Below are 18,198 nucleotides of genomic sequence, written 5' to 3' on the forward strand. Positions count from 1 at the left end.
AAATTTCTACTAAAATATTCCACTCTAAGATGTCCCCGTCATCTTTTGGCAGTTTTTTATTCTTTACTTTGTTGATTCTTCCACCAACAACGAAACAACCTCATCCTCAAACAACGGCTTTGCATCCTTTAATCCAATCTCATACGCTACCCTGCTGATACAAGGCTGTTTCAACATACTTTTATCTAACAAATTCAAGTCCCAAAAAATATCCCTGCAGTTGCCATCGGCCAAAACCTTCTTATTAGCCATGACAATCACTCTTGTGAAATGACGGATGACAAATTCCATATCATGGGTAATAATAATGACTGTTTTTCCTAATGCTTGTAAGCGATTAATGATATGGGTTAATCGCTCGACTCCGTATAAATCCTGCCCTGCTGTCGGTTCGTCAAATATTAAAACATCAGTGTCCATGGCTATAACAGAAGCAATTGTGATAAATTTTCTATAAGAGAGCGGCACGTTGTAGGGATTTTCCTCCAGATAATCTGATAAGCCTGTTAATTCTATGGCCAGATTAACCCATTTCTCCGCCTCTTCTTCTGTAAACCCTAGAACTTTCGGGCCAAATTTTATTTCATTAATTATATTACTGTGGAAAATCTGATCATCAGGGTTTTGAAAAACATAGCCTACCCTTCTGGAAATTTGGGCTGTTGTATAATCTTTTGTATTTAAGCCACCTACAGTGACGTCCCCTTGATCAGGTTTAAGCAGACCATTCATTAATTTTACAGTTGTTGTCTTGCCGGCGCCATTTTGCCCTACAATCGCAGCCTTTTCCCCTAATTCAAAAGAAAGCGAGACATTGTCGACTGCCTTAAATCCATTGGGATATTCAAAAGACACCTCTTTCAGCTCAAGAAATGGCATGGTTTGTCCGCCTCTTTTCTATGAAAGATACAGCTTGATTTAAAGTTATTGGTATCTCCTTAAGAGGGAAGCCTTTGTTTTTAAGACTCATCCCTAATTTGGTATATTCCGTATATGGAACTCCCCATTCCGGCAACCGCTCATCAGTCAAAACGGCTTTTGTTTCACCTTGTAACATAAGTTCACCATCTTTAATCACAATGACTTCATCTGCATATTCCGCTATGAGATCAATTTTATGTTCAACAAGGATAATAGTCTTGCCTTTTTCTTTCATTAGCTTAATAAGTTTGAAGACTTCCTCTGTCCCTTGAGGATCAAGTTGGGATGTTGGTTCATCAATGACAAAGATATCCGGTTCCATCACTAATATCGATGCCAGGGCGACCAATTGCTGTTGGCCTCCGGACATTTCAATCGGATTTTTATTGACTAACGACTTTAAATGGGCAAGCTCTATGATTTTTCCAACCCTTTGAAATATTTCATCACGGGGCACCCCAAAGTTCTCCAATCCGTAAGACAGTTCCTCAAATACTGTTTCTTTAATGCCGCTGATTTGGTTAAATGGATTTTGAAAAATGTAGCCTATTTTAATAGCTAAGTCGCCAAACTCCTGTTCAGAAATATTCTTGCCATCAATCCAAACCTCACCATTAAGATCTCCTTTATAAAAGTGAGGGATAAATCCGCGAATGATATTGCATAGTGTTGTTTTTCCGCTGCTGTTTGCACCTGCAACGGCGTAAAATTTCCCTTTTTCTAATTCGACAGACAGGTTCTTAATCGTTGGTTCTTCTGAAGTTGGATAGGTATAAGACACATTTTTTAAACTTATATAAGCCATGCGGCAATCCTCCAGATAATCAAAATCAGCGTAATAATGACAGCAATAATACATATAACTTTATCTCTTTTTGTATCATCAAGCTTAAACAGATGCGTTTTCTTTGCAGAAGAAGAAAAACCTCTTGCTTCTAAAGTTAATGCTTTTTCTTCAGTTCCTGCTATTGAACTGAGAACGAGCGGCCCTAGTGTTGGAATAAAAGCCTTAGCCCTGACAAATACATTGCCTTCCGTTTCCACGCCTCTGGCCTTTTGAGCGCTCATAATTACTTGGGACCGCTTGCGCATCTGCGGAATCATTTGCAATGTTGCTAAGACGACATAGGCCGCTTTTGAAGAAAGGCCGCTTTTTTCCAATGAATATATAAAATCTTTAATAGAGGTTGTTTGAAAAAATAATAAGATAGCACTGCCAAATGCAAGTACAGCAGAAGCAATTTTAAGACCATAAAGTATGCCTTCATACTTTATAGATAATATGCCTAATGTCCATAAAATTTCCGGATTTGTCCCTTGATAAAAAAGGGATTGAATAAGTAAGATAAATAATGCCAAAACACCAATTGTAAGCAAAAAATACTTTATAAAACTTTTATACTTTCCGCTGATAATGGCAGCGATTTGGATGAATACAACTAAGCATAATCTAGTAACAAAATCAGGCAGCACAAAAGCCAGCACAATACAGCAAACAGCAATGACTAACTTTGTTATTGGATAGAGACCGCATATGATATTGCTTTTCTCAGCAGTCATTTTAAATTTCCTTTCGCTGATTTTTTCTGCTTAATATAAATGCTTCCTTGAGAAAACTTAGATAAATAGCGGGTGGACATGCTTCTAATAATAAGAAATACAATAATGCAGGATATTATTTTATCTGCCAGTTCGGTAATGAGGCTTGATGTAAGAACAGATTGAATAAGACTGTGTCCCATCGCTAAGAACGCACTTGTCACCAAACTCGACCCTCCGCCTGAAGCACCGCCAAAAATGAAAACAGTGATCGGCAAGCTAGAAATAATGGCTGTCAAAACAATAATTAAAGATGAAATAACAGTTTTTACAAGGGTGGTAAACATTTTTCCTTTTGCTAAATAGCCGGCAACAACAGCAATACAAACACTTACAAAGGCATACGGGAATAGCTGAGGGGCAAATATGGCGTTAATCGCATTGCTTAGAATGCCTGTTACCGCCCCAACCCAAGGTCCGGCAATACAAGAGATTAATATTGTCCCAATCGTATCCAAGAAGACTGGAAGTTTTAATAAATTGACAAGCTGCCCTCCGACAATATTAATGGCAATGGCAACGGGAATTAACAAAATAGCCATCAATGAAAAATCCTTTTTAATAGACAATGTAGACCCCCCTTAAATTTTATAAAGCTTTTGAAATACTATGAATCACCTTTTTCCTAAACGCTTCTGCATCGGCATTCAAACACACTTTGACATGGCCATCTTCCGTAAATTTTGTTACCGTACAACCGGATGCCGGTCCCTCCGTTACCACTGTTACATCTGCGTTTTTTGTTTCAAATATCTCTGGATGTGTTATATAGATGATCGTGCACATATCATGAACCGCATACTCAAATCGACTGGAAGAAGAATCTCCGTAAAAAGTTAGAAGCTCGCTTAGCATTTCCCCTGTTTTGTTAAGATTCCTTATAGTATCAATGTTATCTTTGGTAATGGTTGCCTGACGCGTGACATCAAGCCCGCACATGACAATTGGGATACTTTCATCAAATACAATTTTTGCGGCATGAGGATCAACGTATATATTAAATTCAGCAACAGACGTCGCATTACCGCCTTTCGCGGCTCCGCCCATTAAAACAATTTTATTCAAATTCGCCTTTACCTCTGGGAATAATTTAATCAGTAAAGCAATATTAGTAAGTGGTCCGATTGGAATTAGGGTAACAGGTTCTTCCGAGCTAAGGATGACATCTTTCATGGCGATAACAGCATGCTCTTTATGTAAAAGATTAATAGGGGCCTCTTCAGAAAATTGATAACCGCCAACACCGGTTTCCCCATGAACGACGCTCGCGGTTACTAACGGATTAAGCAAGGGCGCTTCAGAACCCTTTGCTACCTTTACGTCCTTTCTTAGAAAATGCACTAAATTCATAGCGTTTCTTGTGGTATTTGTTATTCCAACATTGCCTCCAACCGTTGAGATTAGCTTGACATCAAGCGTTTCTTCAAACAGCGCAGCTGATATAGCAACAACATCATCAATGCCCGGGTCTGTGTCAATAATGACTGGGATTGCCATGAAACCCCTCCTTAACTTGAATACAGCATGTTCAAGCCTCTTGATATTAGTATTAATAATATTCAGGCATAAATGGTTGTATGACTTCTTTACTACTTGAATTTCTTGGATAATATACGTTTTTCTAACATTACATTGTGATATCTATCATTGCTATACTTTTATAGGAGAATTACCCTTTATATCCATTAAAATGAGAAATAATCCACCCAACGTTAAATTGTTTTGGAGTGGATTATTTTATAAACCAGACTTTATTTTAAGCTTATCCAATATTAAGTGTATTGGGGAAATTACTTAAGGATTTACTAGGGTAAAATACAAAGGGTATTTTGAATTGTTTGTGTAAATAGGTTATTAGATTACTGATGATTTAAGCGATATTAAGTCGACCCACGTCATTATTTCCCGGAAAATGATTTTTTAAGACGATTTCTAGTAGTCAGCAGTTAGTACACCAACTAGTGTTACCTTAAAAAGGAGGCCCATATTATAAAAACACGACAAAATGTTTATCGAAGATTTTGCAGATAAAATAACTAAAGAAATTGATATCAATCAAAAGATTAAACAACAAAAATAATCCACCCAACTGTAAAAAATTGTTGGGTGGATTTATTAGATCAATCAAATACCAAAGACTCTAAATCCCTTGGATACTCCGTAATTATTTTGTTTCCGTCTGGTGTAAGGATAACTGTATCAGAATGACGAAATCCACCTAAACCTGGTATATAGAAACCCGGTTCAATTGAGAAAGCCATTCCATCCTCTAACACAAGGTCATTGTCAAATCTTAAATAAGGCTCCTCATGCTCTGATACTCCTATACCATGACCTACCCGATGAATCGCATACTTACCAAAGCCTTCTTTTTCAATCACATCCCTGGCCACTTTATCCACTTGGGCAGCAGTTACACCAGGTTTAATAAACTCCAAGGCTGCTTGCTGCGCATTCTGTGCGGTTTTAAAGGCCTTTATTTGTTGCTCTGTCGGTTTTCCGATAATAACGGTTCTCTCTAATTCCGCCCTATATCCATTGAAAGCAACCTGACGACTATGAATCATAACATCCCCAACATTAAGTTTACGCGTATTAGAAAAAACATGCGGCATAATACTTCTTTTTTCGCCAGAAGGTGACATGACAAAAAAGCCAAGTGTAGCGTTAGGGTGTTTACTAGCCGTTTTAGAAAATAATGCTGTATTACCAACTGCGTCAATCTCTAATTCTGTTACTCCAGGTTTACAAGACTCTAATGATTTACTGACAGCTAAATTTACAAGTTGCCCCGCCTCGATCATTAAATCAATTTCATCTTGATCCTTAATATAACGCATCTCAGTTATTTTACGACCAACATCCACTGCCTTGTAGCCAAGCTTTTCAACTTCAAAGACTAGTTCGGCAGGAGCATGTGCCAAATCAAAGCCTATTCTAGTGTCCTTGGAATATCCCGACAAAATTTTTTTTACTAATGTCGTATGATTTGCAGCCTGTTCAGACATTTCAGGATGCTCGTAGTACACATGAATTTCATCCGCATTCGCTTCACTTTTAGCATGTGCTTCCTCCAACCCTGGTACAACTAAATCAACCTTATTTTCCATTATTGATAGAACGATAGGTCTTGAATAAAGAATAGCTTTAAAACCACTTAAATAGAATTGATTATCAGGATTCATCACAATAGAAACAGCAATGTCATTTTTCTCCATAAAAGATCTCAATTCGGTTAAACGGTGACTCACATTCATTTCAACACACTCCTTTAGGTATTTTAGCATTTTTAGTATCCTTAAATTACTGTTGGGTTTAGCGAATGTTTTTCATTTCGTCTAAACTTACAATAATCATTCATACGGTTATTTCTCCTAACAATTAGAACTATCTAACCAAATATCAATTAAAATTATAAAGAACCACCAATTATCTAACTCTCTATGCTAGTTGAACTGTCCGAACTAGGTGTTAGCCTTTTTGAAGTTGTCAATGTTACAATAATAAGGACAATTATCGCCGCAGGTATAGAAATTACTGAACTGTTTAAACCAAATGGCTGTCCCAATCCCACTTCCCATACCAAGGTTACAATAACCCCTACTAACATTGATGAAACAGCCCCGGCTGCATTGGCACGTTTCCATAAGAATAGAGATAAGATGGCAGGGGTAATTCCAGCCCCGTAAACTGTGTAAGCATACATTTGTACTGATAGTACAGTCGGGAAAAAGTTTATTAATAAATAAGCCAAAAGACCTAAAACGATAACAAATATTCTCGTAAACATAAGTAACTGTGCATCTGTATATTTCTTCTTTGAAAGTCGATCAACAATGTCATAGGTTACATTAGTGGCTGCCGATAATAGAAACGAGTCCCCAGTTGTAATAATAAAGGCAGTTGTTGCTGCTAAAAGCAATCCACCGACAAACTGCGGCATAACAGCAGACGTTGCCATCAAAGCCATACCTGGATCTATATTATGAAATAAAGAGGCAGAGGCAAATGCAATAAGAGAAATTGTCGGAGCAACGATTAAATAACCAATAAACCATACAATTTGTGCTTTTTTTGATGTCCGATCCCCCTTCGAGGCGGCCATTCTTTGATACATGTTTTGGTCCCCCAGCAGCAGAAACAAGGTTGGCAGTAGATACCCAATTAATTGAGGAATAGACAAAGGACCTGTAAAGGTTAAATGACTATGTGGTGTATTGCTAATAACCCCATGCCATCCGCCTGCAATTATATAGATTGTCGGCAAAGTAACTAACAAACCAATAATCATGATAAACGTGCTAATAAAATCCGTATTGGCTACCGAGCGCAGACCACCAATTGCTGCGAGAAAGATAATAAGCACCGCACCAATGGTTGTTCCCCATCCGACGGAAAGGCCGGTTGTCACATTAAGAATAAAACCAACACCTTTATATTGATAGGAAACTATACCTACATAAGCCAAAATAATGATAATGATAGTTAATACTCTCGCGAATTGCCCATATTTTTCTTCCATTATTGATGCAAGAGTATATTTTTTTCGATCCCCAATTGTTTCTCTTATTTTTGGTAAGATAAAATAAAGTATTCCAATTCCAACAAGAGCTGGAATGTTACTTAAAAGTGAAGGAATAATGCCGAAACTATATGCCATGGAAGTTTCCCCACCAGATACCGTCCCGCTTCCCACCCATGATGCTAATAATGTCCCAGCTAAAACAAAGGTACCTAATCCTCTTCCAGCAAGTATGAAATCCTCACTCTTGGATACCTTTTTTGAAAAGAAAAATCCGATTATCACCATGAGGATAGCATATCCAACTACATACCATAAAAGATTTAAATTTGGGGTTATATGCATGTTTACAACTCCTTTTTATAGTGTAAAGCCATAAAGTGGATGAAATAACAAATTAATTTCCGATAACTTCGGACACTGGTTTTAACTTTAACCATTTCCCCGTCATTAATTAACATTCCTTTCAAGTCAACGCGAAAATACTATTCTTTCCATCCACAACAGATATAACTATCAGTTCAAGCATGGTCTTTGAGGTTGTTTTGTAGTTTCAGAAAAGGGTGCGGAATTTCATACTTCTTAAGCAGCAGCTAAGGTCAATTACATATCAAAGAATCCAAATCTCTTGGATAATAGGTGAGAAACTCTATCCCATTTTCCGTAATTAGAACAGTGTCGGAGTGGCGAAATCCTCCTAACCCTTTTACATAAATCCCAGGTTCAACCGTTACAACCATTCCTGGTTCCATGATTGTATGATCTCCTAAATCGAAAAAGGGAGCTTCGTGTCCTAGTAATCCGATATTATGCCCCGAATGATGACGGGTTAAATGTTCAATTCCATTATCTTTATAAAATATTTGTATTGCTTCTTGAACAACTGAATAAGGTTTCCCGGAATTGATATGATCAAGGGCGGTCTCTTGCGCTTGAACCATCAAGTTAAAATATTTTTCCTGTTCCTTGTTTACTTCCTTAACAAACATCGTACGTTCTAATTCACTTTTATACCCCCATACATCCGCAGCTGCTTGTGAAACGAGAGTGTCTCCTGTTTTTAACACTGCATTCTGGGTATTTGCATGCGGAAATGCGGAATGAGGGCCAATTTGTCCACGGTAAAATGCATTTGCTGGATTTCCATGCGGTTTATATTCAGGACCGAGCGTTTCAATCATAGCCAAAGTGGCTTCCGTAGTTGCCCTATTTGAAATTTCAATTTCACTAAGGCCTTCTTTCGAATACTTCTGTAATAAACGGTGTGCAAAATTCCCCCATCGGCAAGATTCTTTAATTAATTCTATTTCTGCAGAGGACTTAATCATCCTCATATTTTCAACCCATCCAAAAATAGATTTAAATTCACGGGCATATAAAAATTGGTCAATTTGTTCGCCCCGATACCCTTTAGACGAACTATATCCTTTTGCATCTAAGCCGACAATCTTACCTTCAAAATTTGCTTCCAATAAATATTCCTTAAAATATTCCATCGGATGGCGAAGTCCAGGATATTCAGGATAGGAATGTACAAAATCTACCTGGGCATATTCTTCGGCATGGTCATGTTCTAACATTGGTACAAAAAGGTGCGTTTTCCCTTGTGAATCTAAAAAAAAGCTGATAGGCCTTTCCGAGGAACGGAAATGAAAGCCTGTTAAATAGAAGATGTCAGTTATACTGAACAATATGGCACAGTCGATTCTATTTTCTTGAAGCCTAGAATATAATTTTTTTTGGCGATTAATAATCTCATCTTTTGAAATAGATAAACGCATAATTATCCCCTTTCCTCTTAAAATAAAATATAAAAGAATACCAAACTGAATATTTTAACTACTTAAAATAATGTTATAATACGTTTGAAAATACGTCTAATATATTTTTCATTATTAATTAATACATTATTTATATTAGTAGGTGTGACATATATGGAACTGAGACATTTAAGATACTTTATAGCTGTGGCAGAAGAATTACATTTTGGAAAAGCAGCAGAACGGTTAAAAATTGCTCAACCACCTTTAAGCCATCAAATTAAACAATTGGAAACAGAACTTGGCGTTCCGCTGCTTTATCGAACAAAACGCAAAGTTGAATTAACAGAAGCAGGGAAAGTTTTTCTTAAAAGGTGCTATCAAATACTTAGTGATGTAAATAAGGCATGCGAAGAAGCACAAAGTATATACCGGGGAGAAATTGGACAGTTAACCATAGGGTTTGGCGGAGCTGTTTATGACCTCCTGCCTCCCATACTTGACATCTATCAAAATAAATACCCAAACTTAAAAATTATATTTCAACAACTTACAACTTCGGATCAAGTAAAAGCTCTAACCGAAGGAAAAATTGATGTCGGTTTGCTCGTTTCGCCTATTGATAGCCCACATTTGAAATTTGAAGTTATACGGGAAGAACCCTTTATTGCAGCTTTACCAAAAACTCACCGCTTAGCAAAACTAAAACAGCCTATTGATGTATCGGAATTAGCCAATGAACCATTTATTATGACACCAAGAAGCGTAGGACCCAGTTATTACGACGCTATCATCAGCCTTTGCTTTCAAGCAGGGTTCAGTCCTAAAACATCTCAAGAAGTACAAGAATTGCAAACCATCTTAGCCCTAGTCGCTTCAGGAATGGGAGCAGCTTTACTGCCTTCATCATTTCAATTTTTAAAAAACGATGATGTTGTTTATTTACCCCTAAAAAAAAGTAAAGCCACCTGTAAAATTGCGGCGGCATGGCACAAAGATAATAAATCTCCAATTGTACATTCTTTTCTTAATCTAATCAGGGAATTAATGATACCTTATATGTCTTAAGGTTCGCGACTTAAACCGGAATGCAAAAGCAGCGAATAAAACGGTCTAACATAGAAAAAGGTTCAACTATTGGCAGGAATAAAGTTAAGGAACACCTGGAAATTATGAACCATGCATTTATATTTACTTAATTTATATAAAATCCCCGAAAATCCATCCTACTTCAATGTCATGTTCAAAGCTGCCGCAACATTACGAGCCGTTTGTTCCATATATCTAGCAGCATTCTCGTATGCATCCGATAGATTAGTAACACCTGGAACAATACTGTACAAGGCATCAATTCCGTGATCCAGCACAATATGGCTGTCGTCTGACAGAGAGCCTGCCAGTGCTACTACAGGCACATGATATTTCTTTGAAACTTTCGCAACGCCAATCGGGGTTTTTCCGTAAATCGTTTGACTGTCAATCCGGCCTTCACCTGTAATGACAAGCGCTGCATCTTTTACTATATCGTCGAAATGTACAGCCTCAAGAACAATATCAACACCGCGCTTTAATTCTGCGGATAAAAAAGCAACAAGCCCTGCTCCAAGTCCTCCGGCGGCACCAGCTCCAGACATTTCCTTTACTTTCTTCCCAATTGTTTGTTCAATGATATTAGCGTAGTGATTGAGATGTTGGTCGAGCTGGTAAACCATTTCTGGAGCAGCTCCTTTTTGCGGCCCAAACACGGCTGATGCGCCCCTTTGGCCAGTTAATGGATTATCAACATCACAGGCAACTTCTATTTTTACCTTTTTCAAACGAGGATCTAAACCTTCCAAATTAATAACCGCTAATTCGGAAAGTGAACCGCCGCCTGGACCTATTTCACGGCCGTCTTTATCCAAAAGCCTCCCGCCAAGGGCTTGGACCATTCCTGCACCGCCATCATTTGTTGCACTGCCGCCAAGACCGATGATGATATGATTAACACCTGAGTCAAGAGCCGCTTGAATAAGTTCTCCTGTTCCTTTGGTCGTCGTGATCATTGGATTTCTCTTATTAGCCGGAACAAGATGAAGCCCTGAGGCGGCAGCCATCTCAATCACAGCTGTCTTTTCATTGCCAAGTAGTCCAAAGAAGGCCTCGACAGGTTCTCCTAATGGCCCTGTCACTGTCTTTTGAATAATTTTCCCCTGAGTCGCGTCAACGAGTGACTGAACAGTCCCTTCGCCGCCATCCGCCATGGGCAGTTTTATATAATTTGCATTAGGTATAACGGCCTTAAATCCCCTTTCAATCGCACGAGCTGCTTCAAGCGCTGATAAGCTTTCTTTAAAAGAATCCGGTGCAATGATGATTTTCATTTATTTTCCCCCTCAGGCTATACGTATTGTCTTTAATATTATTGTAAGCGCTGTATTATTTGAAATCATTATTAATACTGACCAACATAGAAGGTTATTTATCCTGTCTTTTTGTGCAATTGCACAATTTACTTTCTTAATTGGTAAACTAGGCTTGCCGCATATAATTCTAATAGATCCTTCGTTTTTCTTGGATCTTTGCCCGTGATTTTATATATTTTCTCAAGCCTGTATGTGCATGTATTACGATGAATATACAACTTTTTCGCAGTTTCGTTTAATTCGCCATTCTCTTTAATATAAACCTGCAACGTCTGATATAGCTGATCGTTTTTATCTTGTTTAAGCAAATGATCAAAAAATTGAAATGCACTATCCATGTTCGGTGATTCCAGGTCCGACATTAGAACCTCAAAACAAAGATGATCATAATAATAGATACCAGATTCCGGGTAGAGTTTTTTACCTGCAAATAATGCCTTTCTTGCCGTTTCAAATGAGTGTTTTAAACCCTTAATCCCTTCAAAAAAATGCCCGACGCCTACCTTTATCCCTTTAAATTGAATACTTTTAACAACATGATTTATATAAGAAGAGATATCTTGCCCCTTTTTTGTTATTGATTTAAGTACGATTAAATCGGAATCAAAAGTCCGTGAAACCAGATCATTCTCACCTAATTGATTTGAAATCTGTTTAATGATTTCCTGTTCAGCTTCTCTATGTTTGTTATCTTCTATATTTATGATGAATGCGATACGGGGGATAGATAAGTTTATGCCAAGCGATTGTGAGTGTTCAACGATCAGCGATTCATCAGCCAAATCATCATATATCAGCTGATTGACCAATTCTTCCTTTAACCGTTGTTTCCATTGGAACCTTTCCATTAAAAAGGATTGCTGAAGCGCCATTTCTGCAGCCATTTTGACCAGCTCGGCATATTGCCGGATGTCTTTAGGGTCACCTGTGATTCCGATAACGCCTACGATTTTTTTATAAAATAAAATTGGTAAATTAATGCCAGGCTTAGCGTTATTTAGTACCTTTGCTTCATTTTCATCAATTTCTATGCTTTTATTTTTTTCTAAGACCTGGACGGCACCTTCATGATATTCATTTATTCTGCTTAGATCACCCGAACCGATGATCCGCCCATTGTCATCCATTACATTGATATTTTTATGTAAAATCGCCATTGTTCTATTAACGATATCTTGAGCTAATTCTTTTGTTAATAAGGACATGATTCATTATCACCTTTTGAAAGATTTTTCTTAATAAAAGGAATGTCTATTCACTTTATTGGAAACCAAACAATTTAATATAAATTCAAAACCGCTGTAACTATTCTGTCACTATCATGTCATCATGCATCTGTAAAATATTTAGTTGAAATAGGCAACATTTTGTCGATATATGTTTAAATACGGCATTTTAGATACAGGAGACTATTAACATTATAATCTAAAGGGGGTTGAGAAAATAATGAAGGCATTCAGTGTGATTTTTGCTATATTCACACTTTCATTAATCATACCGGCCGCTTCCTATGCAAATACTGTCCAGCCGCAAAGTGGTAACGGTAAATGGGATTATAAAGGAAAAGACGTTTTTACACACCAAAGCAAAATATTTAAATCTGATGGCGGAACTTTTAAAATATGCCTCAGTAAAAACAGTGCACAAGGAGAATACCGCTTATACGAAAAAGATCCCTTATATCCGGATTTAGTCCCCTCAGGCATTTCCGGCGTGGGTCCCTATTTTCCAAAGGAATTTGATTTAAACGGCTGTTATAGGTTTTACGGGATTAATAACTTTATAGATGGCCCCAACAACCAAGCAGAGCTTTATATTAAGAAATTTACGGGCGGAAATTCAACCGTCTATGCTTGGGATTAATGCCGATATTTAATAAAGCCGTTGTTATTAACGATCATGCCATGATAAATACGGTTACTTTTTAATCTTTATTTCCATTTGATTAAAATATTTTTCTCTTATCCTATATATAAATATCCCTTTTTAATAGATATGAAAATAATCTTATCTATTAAAAAGGGATTAAATCATTTAATAACAACTAATAATGGCTTCTAAGAATGGGTTACTGTTAATTTCTTAAGATGTTCATGACTGTTGATACAGACAAATGCCGTATCTTCGCCATTAATATCTATAACTGTTATTCCTGTATTAAATTGTTTAATAGCCCGATAATTTGACAGCGGCATCCCAAGACGTCCGGCAATAAAAAATCGATTCAACGTATTATGTCCAAGTACTAACAACGTGTCGAATGGGTGCCGATTAGCGATCTCTTCAAAAAAACTGTCAGCACGGTTATAAATTTTTTGACCGCTCTCCCCTGTTTTTCCTGCGCGATGAATCGCCGGGTTCTTCAGCCATTTGGCCCAAGCAACAGGATCTTCAGCAATGAATTCTTCTTTCGTTTGTCCTTCCCATAAGCCAAAATCAGCCTCCAATAACCTCTCATCAATAACGGCTTTAATTCCGTGCCGTTCAGTTATTTTCGCCGCAGTTTCAGAGGCTCTGCTAAGCGGTGATGTATAAGCCGCATCAAACGGTATATCTGCTAAATAATCAGCGGCAGCTTCAGCTTGTTGTTGGCCCTTTTTTGTTAAAGGAACGTCCGTACGGCCGCAATACTTATCTCCTTGTAAATTCCATTCCGTCTCCCCGTGCCGAAGCAAATATATACGTGTCATATCTATTAAACTCCTTTAATATATTGTCGATCTTCTAACTCTTGTAAAAAGCGCTGATACCCTGCTTCGTAATCAGATTTAAACTGATTAGGCTCCACCTTCTTCTCTATTTGAGTTAATTCCATGCCCGCTGTTTCTAAACTGTTGTAGCAAGTTTGCGATGCAGCTAAAATCGCTGCACCAACTGCACCAGTAACATAACGCATTTTAATAATCGGCTTATTAAGGACGTTTGCCCTTATTTGCATCCACGTATTGCTGTTACTTGCGCCTCCTGCTGTATAAACCGCTTCAATGGTTTCTCCGGAAAGTCGTTGAATTAAATCGTAAGCCATTCTCTCAATGTAAGAAACGCCTTCCATCTTAGCAGTATACAATTCAGCAGCAGACAGGTTTTGTGGAGCAAACCCCCGAGCCTCTGTTGAAATAAAAGGAAAGCGTTCACCCGCGCCATACAAGGGATAAGCTATTTGACCTGTTGGAGTAAATTTGTTTGCTTCTTCATCCAGTTGTCGAAGATTTGCACCTTCGTATTCCCGGGTGATCCAATCCGCACCCGTATTGCTGGCTCCTCCTGGCATCCAATAACCTTGGGGATGGCGGTGACTATATAAACGTCCTTCAGGATCATCAATATATCCCTTGGTTACACCTTTAACAACGAGTGTTGTTCCAATGGTTGTATTCCAACCGCCTAAGTGAACGGCGCCAGAGGAGACTTGGGAAGCGCATCCATCAGTCATCCCGGTTGTCACAATTGCCTTTTCTGGCAGACCAATTTCTTTAGCAATCTTGGGGGAAACAGCCCCTAGCGGTGTACCTGATGGCAGCACATTTGGAAACCAATCTCTGGGTAATCCTAACCTTGTAAATATATAATCCGGCCATTGTTTATTGATAAGATCATACCCGGTTTTAAGAGCATTTGTCTCATCAGTAACGCCCGGCTCACCCCTGAATTTATTAATAATAAAATCTGCAGCATGAGCCCAACCCGCAATGCGTTCAGCTTTTTCCGGATAATGACGTACATACCAAAGAATTTTTGGTAATCCTGAAGAGGCATTAAAGGATTGGTATCCATCACTATTGTTTTCAATAGCTGCTTGCCGGCAAAGATTAGCTTCCTCAGCGGGTCGAGTATCACTATACATCATGGCCGGGTGCAGCGGTTCGCCAGTAGAATCCAAAGGTATTACCGTGCCGGAAGTTGACGTTACAGTCAGTGCTTTGATGCTATCAATCATCATACCTTTTTGACGACATTGATAGATCAGCTTTTTGAGCAATGCTTGAGTAGTTTGCCACCATATCTCAGGTGATTGCTCTTGACGTGATTCCCTGGTTAATTTGAAATTTGCTTCCGTTTGTTCGATGAGGCTCCCGTCCTCGCCAAGCGCTGCTGTCCTTACGCCTTGTGACCCTATGTCGATACCGATAAATACTTCTTGCTGCATAGTCTATTAACCTTCTTCCATAAGGTTTTGCCGATATTTTTCAGCGTCAGATTCAGAGATTTCCGCAATATCAGACGGGCTGAGCACTTTAGGTGTTCCAACAGATTTGCTGACCCAAAATATTTTTGCTGCATCCTCTATAATTTCAGAACGGACATAGGCTTGTTTCAAATTGCTTCCAAGTGTAATCAGGCCATGATTCTTTAAAAACAAGGCTTGATAATTTTTATCTTGCAGCACTTTTTTAACCGCTTGAGCTAATTCATCAGAACAAGGGACAACGTAATCAATATAAGGTACCTTCCCGACAAGGGCGACATAATCAGGAAACATCGGCGGGATTTCATTATATTCTGTACTAATAATACCAATAGTATATGGCGGATGAGTATGGACAATAGCATTAATTTCTGGCCGCGACCGGTAAATTTCTAAATGCATAGCAATTTCAGATGATGGCCGGAGTTGATTTGGAAGTGTCTCTCCAGTCGTTATATCAACTGCAACCCAATCGCCTTTTGACAGCTCATCAAAACTGTAACCGCTTGGCGAAATCCACATCAAGTCGCCGTCTCTGTGACTGATATTGCCTCCAGGTCCAGCAACGAGTTTATTATTAACAATCCTTTGTCCATATGCTGTTAGATCAATAAGTATGTCCTCGGTAATATTGGTTGTCATTGACTCCCAACCCTTTCTATTTTTTTTATGCCGTGTATTTTAAATGGCGTCTGTGTTACCAAGCTGTATAACCGCCGTCAACGGTGAAGACACTGCCCGTTACGAAAGAAGAAGCTTCTGAAGCTAAGTATAACGCAATACCTTGTAATTCTTCCGGCTTTCCTGGCCTTCCCATTGGAGTCATATCAGCCCATGTTTTGACCATTTCTGCATTTTCCTCATAAAATGGTCTTGTAAGTTCTGTTTGCATATAGCCTGGTGCTATCGTATTAACTTTAATATTGTGTTTTGCCCACTCCGAGGCTAAACTTTTAGTCAACATAATGACCCCGGCTTTTGACGTATTATAAGAAGATTGAGGCTGCGGGGTATTAGCAATTAACCCTGACATGGAAGAAATGTTGACAATGCTTCCGCTCTTTTGTTGAATCATTTTTTTCCCAACAGCTTTCGATACTAGAAATGGACCGTTTAAATTAATGTCGATTACTTTCTTCCAATCTGCAAATGACATCTCTTCAGCTTTTTCATGAATCGTGATACCGGCATTATTAAACAAAACATCAATTTTTTCAAATCTTTCTATTACCTTATCTGCCATAAGATTAACTTCATTTTCATTTGTCACATCTGTTTTAATAGGAAGAACTTTCACACCCGTTTGATTCCTTATTTCCTCAGCTGCAGCTTTAGCCTCTTTTAAATTAATATCAGCAATAACAATATCAGATCCCGCCTCTGCCAACGCTTGAGCCATTGATTTTCCCAGTCCCATGGCAGCACCCGTAATAATGGAGACTTTTGAATCAAGCTTAAATTTATTTAATACACTCATTTTCAATAACCTCCCTCTATTTATAAAAAATTTCTTGCCGAGCTGAAGTCATGTTTTCTTCTTTTTTGTTCACTTCGGTAACCTTTAGAAAATGGGCTACGACTGCCCCAAAAAGGTACAAAACCGTATAAGTCCAAATAACGCCAACCGCCCCAAAGTAAGGTAAAACCAACGTTGCAATACCGGGTCCGATAAAGTTGCTTAATCCCGCCGATAAATTATGCATCGAGACTGCTGCCCCTTTATGATTCGGTTCCAAAGTCGGAAACACCGCTGACATCGGCACGAATGCAGACATTGTAATGCCAAATAAAACGGCAATGAATAAGGCTACCCAAAAATTTGGACCAACAGCCATAGGCACATAATAAAACATCACAGTTGTCACAGCGCACCCGACACAACCGAACCATTTAACCTGTTTAATCCATCCAATTCGGTCAGCAATAATTCCCCAAATAACGTTTCCAAAAATAGTAGAAATATAGACAGCTCCCCAAATACGCAGCCATTCGGACATCGAAAAACCGACTTCCTTTGTAAAAACAAGCGGCAGAATAACAACGAGTCCAAATAAGGAAAGCTGATTGATGACTCGGACAACGACAGCTTTAGCAATTTGGCGATTTTCAAAAAATAGTGTAACCCCTTTCAATAATTCTTGGAACTTTTCCTTTCCTGTGTTTAATTCTTTTTTATATCGGCTGAAATCATCACGAATTAAAAAGAGACTTATGAAACCGCCTAATAAAACCCAACCGATGGACATCCACAAAGTTCCCATAAACCCAATATAGGGAATAGTAAAGCTTGGTATATAAGTTCCAAAAAATCCTACACCGATCGAATACATACACCAAAACCAGCCCATCGCAGAAGCAAGTCTTTGTTTTGGTGCTATATAGGCAATCCATACAACAAAAGCATAAATGAACATTGGATACCCTAAACCGCGGATACCGTACATGGTGAGCATCATTCCATAGTTTCCTTTACTCAAACCAAATACTAGAAAACATATATGAAAAATAATCCAAAGGCTAAATCCCGCTACCATTACTCTTTTGGGCCCCAATAACTCTGCTAATACTCCTGATAACCAGGATGCGACGGCTACGACAAGACCGTATACAGTAAAGAGCATGGAAGCCTGACTCGCTGAAAACCCAAGATCAACAACATATTTTGATAAAAAGGCTTGTTCTATGCCATCGCCTGTCATAAAGATCGCAATGGCTATGTAGCCCCAAATTAACACGATAGGCATACCCAACAATTGTTTTTCTCGCGGAGAGGACAGAGCATTATTTGTATTCATATATATACCT

General features: G+C 38.4%; 17 protein-coding genes. 2 read left to right on the forward strand and 15 right to left on the reverse strand.

Annotated features, from left to right (window positions below; genetic code table 11):
• Window positions 1–63 precede the first annotated feature (63 nt).
• From ACFQRG_RS21545 to ACFQRG_RS21580, 8 genes are all read right to left on the reverse strand, one after another.
• Window positions 64–879 (reverse strand): energy-coupling factor ABC transporter ATP-binding protein, encoded by an 816-nt coding sequence (locus ACFQRG_RS21545; protein ID WP_380970184.1) that lies wholly within the window; start codon window positions 877–879, stop codon window positions 64–66.
• On the reverse strand, window positions 866–1,726 hold the full coding sequence (locus tag ACFQRG_RS21550; protein ID WP_380970187.1) for an energy-coupling factor ABC transporter ATP-binding protein: 861 nt from the start codon (window positions 1,724–1,726) through the stop codon (window positions 866–868). The genes ACFQRG_RS21545 and ACFQRG_RS21550 overlap by 14 nt, the downstream gene beginning before the upstream one ends.
• On the reverse strand, window positions 1,714–2,481 hold the full coding sequence (locus ACFQRG_RS21555; RefSeq protein WP_380970190.1) for an energy-coupling factor transporter transmembrane component T family protein: 768 nt from the start codon (window positions 2,479–2,481) through the stop codon (window positions 1,714–1,716). Before ACFQRG_RS21555 ends, ACFQRG_RS21550 begins: the two co-directional genes overlap by 13 nt.
• Window positions 2,478–3,089 (reverse strand): ECF transporter S component, encoded by a 612-nt coding sequence (locus tag ACFQRG_RS21560; RefSeq protein WP_380970193.1) that lies wholly within the window; start codon window positions 3,087–3,089, stop codon window positions 2,478–2,480. Before ACFQRG_RS21560 ends, ACFQRG_RS21555 begins: the two co-directional genes overlap by 4 nt.
• Before the next feature lie 19 nt (window positions 3,090–3,108).
• On the reverse strand, window positions 3,109–4,017 hold the full coding sequence (locus tag ACFQRG_RS21565) for a nucleoside hydrolase (protein ID WP_380970195.1): 909 nt from the start codon (window positions 4,015–4,017) through the stop codon (window positions 3,109–3,111).
• 623 nt (window positions 4,018–4,640) lie between these two features.
• A complete protein-coding gene (locus ACFQRG_RS21570; RefSeq protein ID WP_380970199.1) occupies window positions 4,641–5,777 on the reverse strand; it encodes a M24 family metallopeptidase in 1,137 nt (378 codons plus the stop codon).
• Window positions 5,778–5,953: 176 nt separating this feature from the next.
• Window positions 5,954–7,387, reverse strand: a complete 1,434-nt coding sequence (locus tag ACFQRG_RS21575; RefSeq protein ID WP_380970202.1) for a sodium:solute symporter family protein — start codon at window positions 7,385–7,387, stop codon at window positions 5,954–5,956.
• A gap of 254 nt (window positions 7,388–7,641) precedes the next feature.
• Window positions 7,642–8,823: a M24 family metallopeptidase gene (locus tag ACFQRG_RS21580; protein WP_380970205.1), complete on the reverse strand. Its 1,182-nt coding sequence runs from the start codon at window positions 8,821–8,823 to the stop codon at window positions 7,642–7,644.
• A gap of 153 nt (window positions 8,824–8,976) precedes the next feature.
• Between ACFQRG_RS21580 and ACFQRG_RS21585 the strand changes: the two genes are divergently transcribed.
• Window positions 8,977–9,870 (forward strand): LysR family transcriptional regulator, encoded by an 894-nt coding sequence (locus ACFQRG_RS21585; protein WP_380970208.1) that lies wholly within the window; start codon window positions 8,977–8,979, stop codon window positions 9,868–9,870.
• Between the two features lie 158 nt (window positions 9,871–10,028).
• Here ACFQRG_RS21585 and ACFQRG_RS21590 read toward each other — a convergent pair whose 3' ends face one another.
• Both ACFQRG_RS21590 and ACFQRG_RS21595 read right to left on the reverse strand, forming a co-directional pair.
• Window positions 10,029–11,165, reverse strand: coding sequence for a glycerate kinase family protein (locus ACFQRG_RS21590; RefSeq protein ID WP_380970211.1), 1,137 nt, complete (start codon window positions 11,163–11,165; stop codon window positions 10,029–10,031).
• A 128-nt stretch (window positions 11,166–11,293) separates the two neighbouring features.
• On the reverse strand, window positions 11,294–12,412 hold the full coding sequence (locus ACFQRG_RS21595; RefSeq protein WP_380970214.1) for a CdaR family transcriptional regulator: 1,119 nt from the start codon (window positions 12,410–12,412) through the stop codon (window positions 11,294–11,296).
• Window positions 12,413–12,653: 241 nt separating this feature from the next.
• Here ACFQRG_RS21595 and ACFQRG_RS21600 point away from each other — a divergent pair, with 241 nt between their 5' ends.
• Window positions 12,654–13,070 (forward strand): hypothetical protein, encoded by a 417-nt coding sequence (locus ACFQRG_RS21600; RefSeq protein WP_380970217.1) that lies wholly within the window; start codon window positions 12,654–12,656, stop codon window positions 13,068–13,070.
• Between the two features lie 194 nt (window positions 13,071–13,264).
• Here the strand turns inward: ACFQRG_RS21600 and ACFQRG_RS21605 are convergent, their stop codons facing one another.
• Genes ACFQRG_RS21605 through ACFQRG_RS21625 form a run of 5 tightly spaced genes read right to left on the reverse strand, consistent with a single transcriptional unit; the run spans window position 13,265 to window position 18,188 of the window.
• A complete protein-coding gene (locus ACFQRG_RS21605) occupies window positions 13,265–13,897 on the reverse strand; it encodes a histidine phosphatase family protein (RefSeq protein ID WP_380970219.1) in 633 nt (210 codons plus the stop codon).
• A 5-nt stretch (window positions 13,898–13,902) separates the two neighbouring features.
• Window positions 13,903–15,354, reverse strand: a complete 1,452-nt coding sequence (locus ACFQRG_RS21610) for an FGGY-family carbohydrate kinase (RefSeq protein ID WP_380970222.1) — start codon at window positions 15,352–15,354, stop codon at window positions 13,903–13,905.
• Window positions 15,355–15,360: 6 nt separating this feature from the next.
• Window positions 15,361–16,035, reverse strand: coding sequence for a class II aldolase/adducin family protein (locus ACFQRG_RS21615; RefSeq protein ID WP_380970225.1), 675 nt, complete (start codon window positions 16,033–16,035; stop codon window positions 15,361–15,363).
• A 55-nt stretch (window positions 16,036–16,090) separates the two neighbouring features.
• Entirely contained in the window at window positions 16,091–16,870 is a 780-nt protein-coding gene (locus ACFQRG_RS21620; protein WP_380970228.1) for an SDR family NAD(P)-dependent oxidoreductase, read from the reverse strand.
• Between the two features lie 16 nt (window positions 16,871–16,886).
• Window positions 16,887–18,188: an MFS transporter gene (locus ACFQRG_RS21625; RefSeq protein WP_380970231.1), complete on the reverse strand. Its 1,302-nt coding sequence runs from the start codon at window positions 18,186–18,188 to the stop codon at window positions 16,887–16,889.
• Window positions 18,189–18,198: the final 10 nt, after the last annotated feature.

The organism is Scopulibacillus cellulosilyticus (genome assembly GCF_042665295.1).
Lineage (GTDB): Bacteria > Bacillota > Bacilli > Bacillales > Sporolactobacillaceae > Scopulibacillus_A > Scopulibacillus_A cellulosilyticus.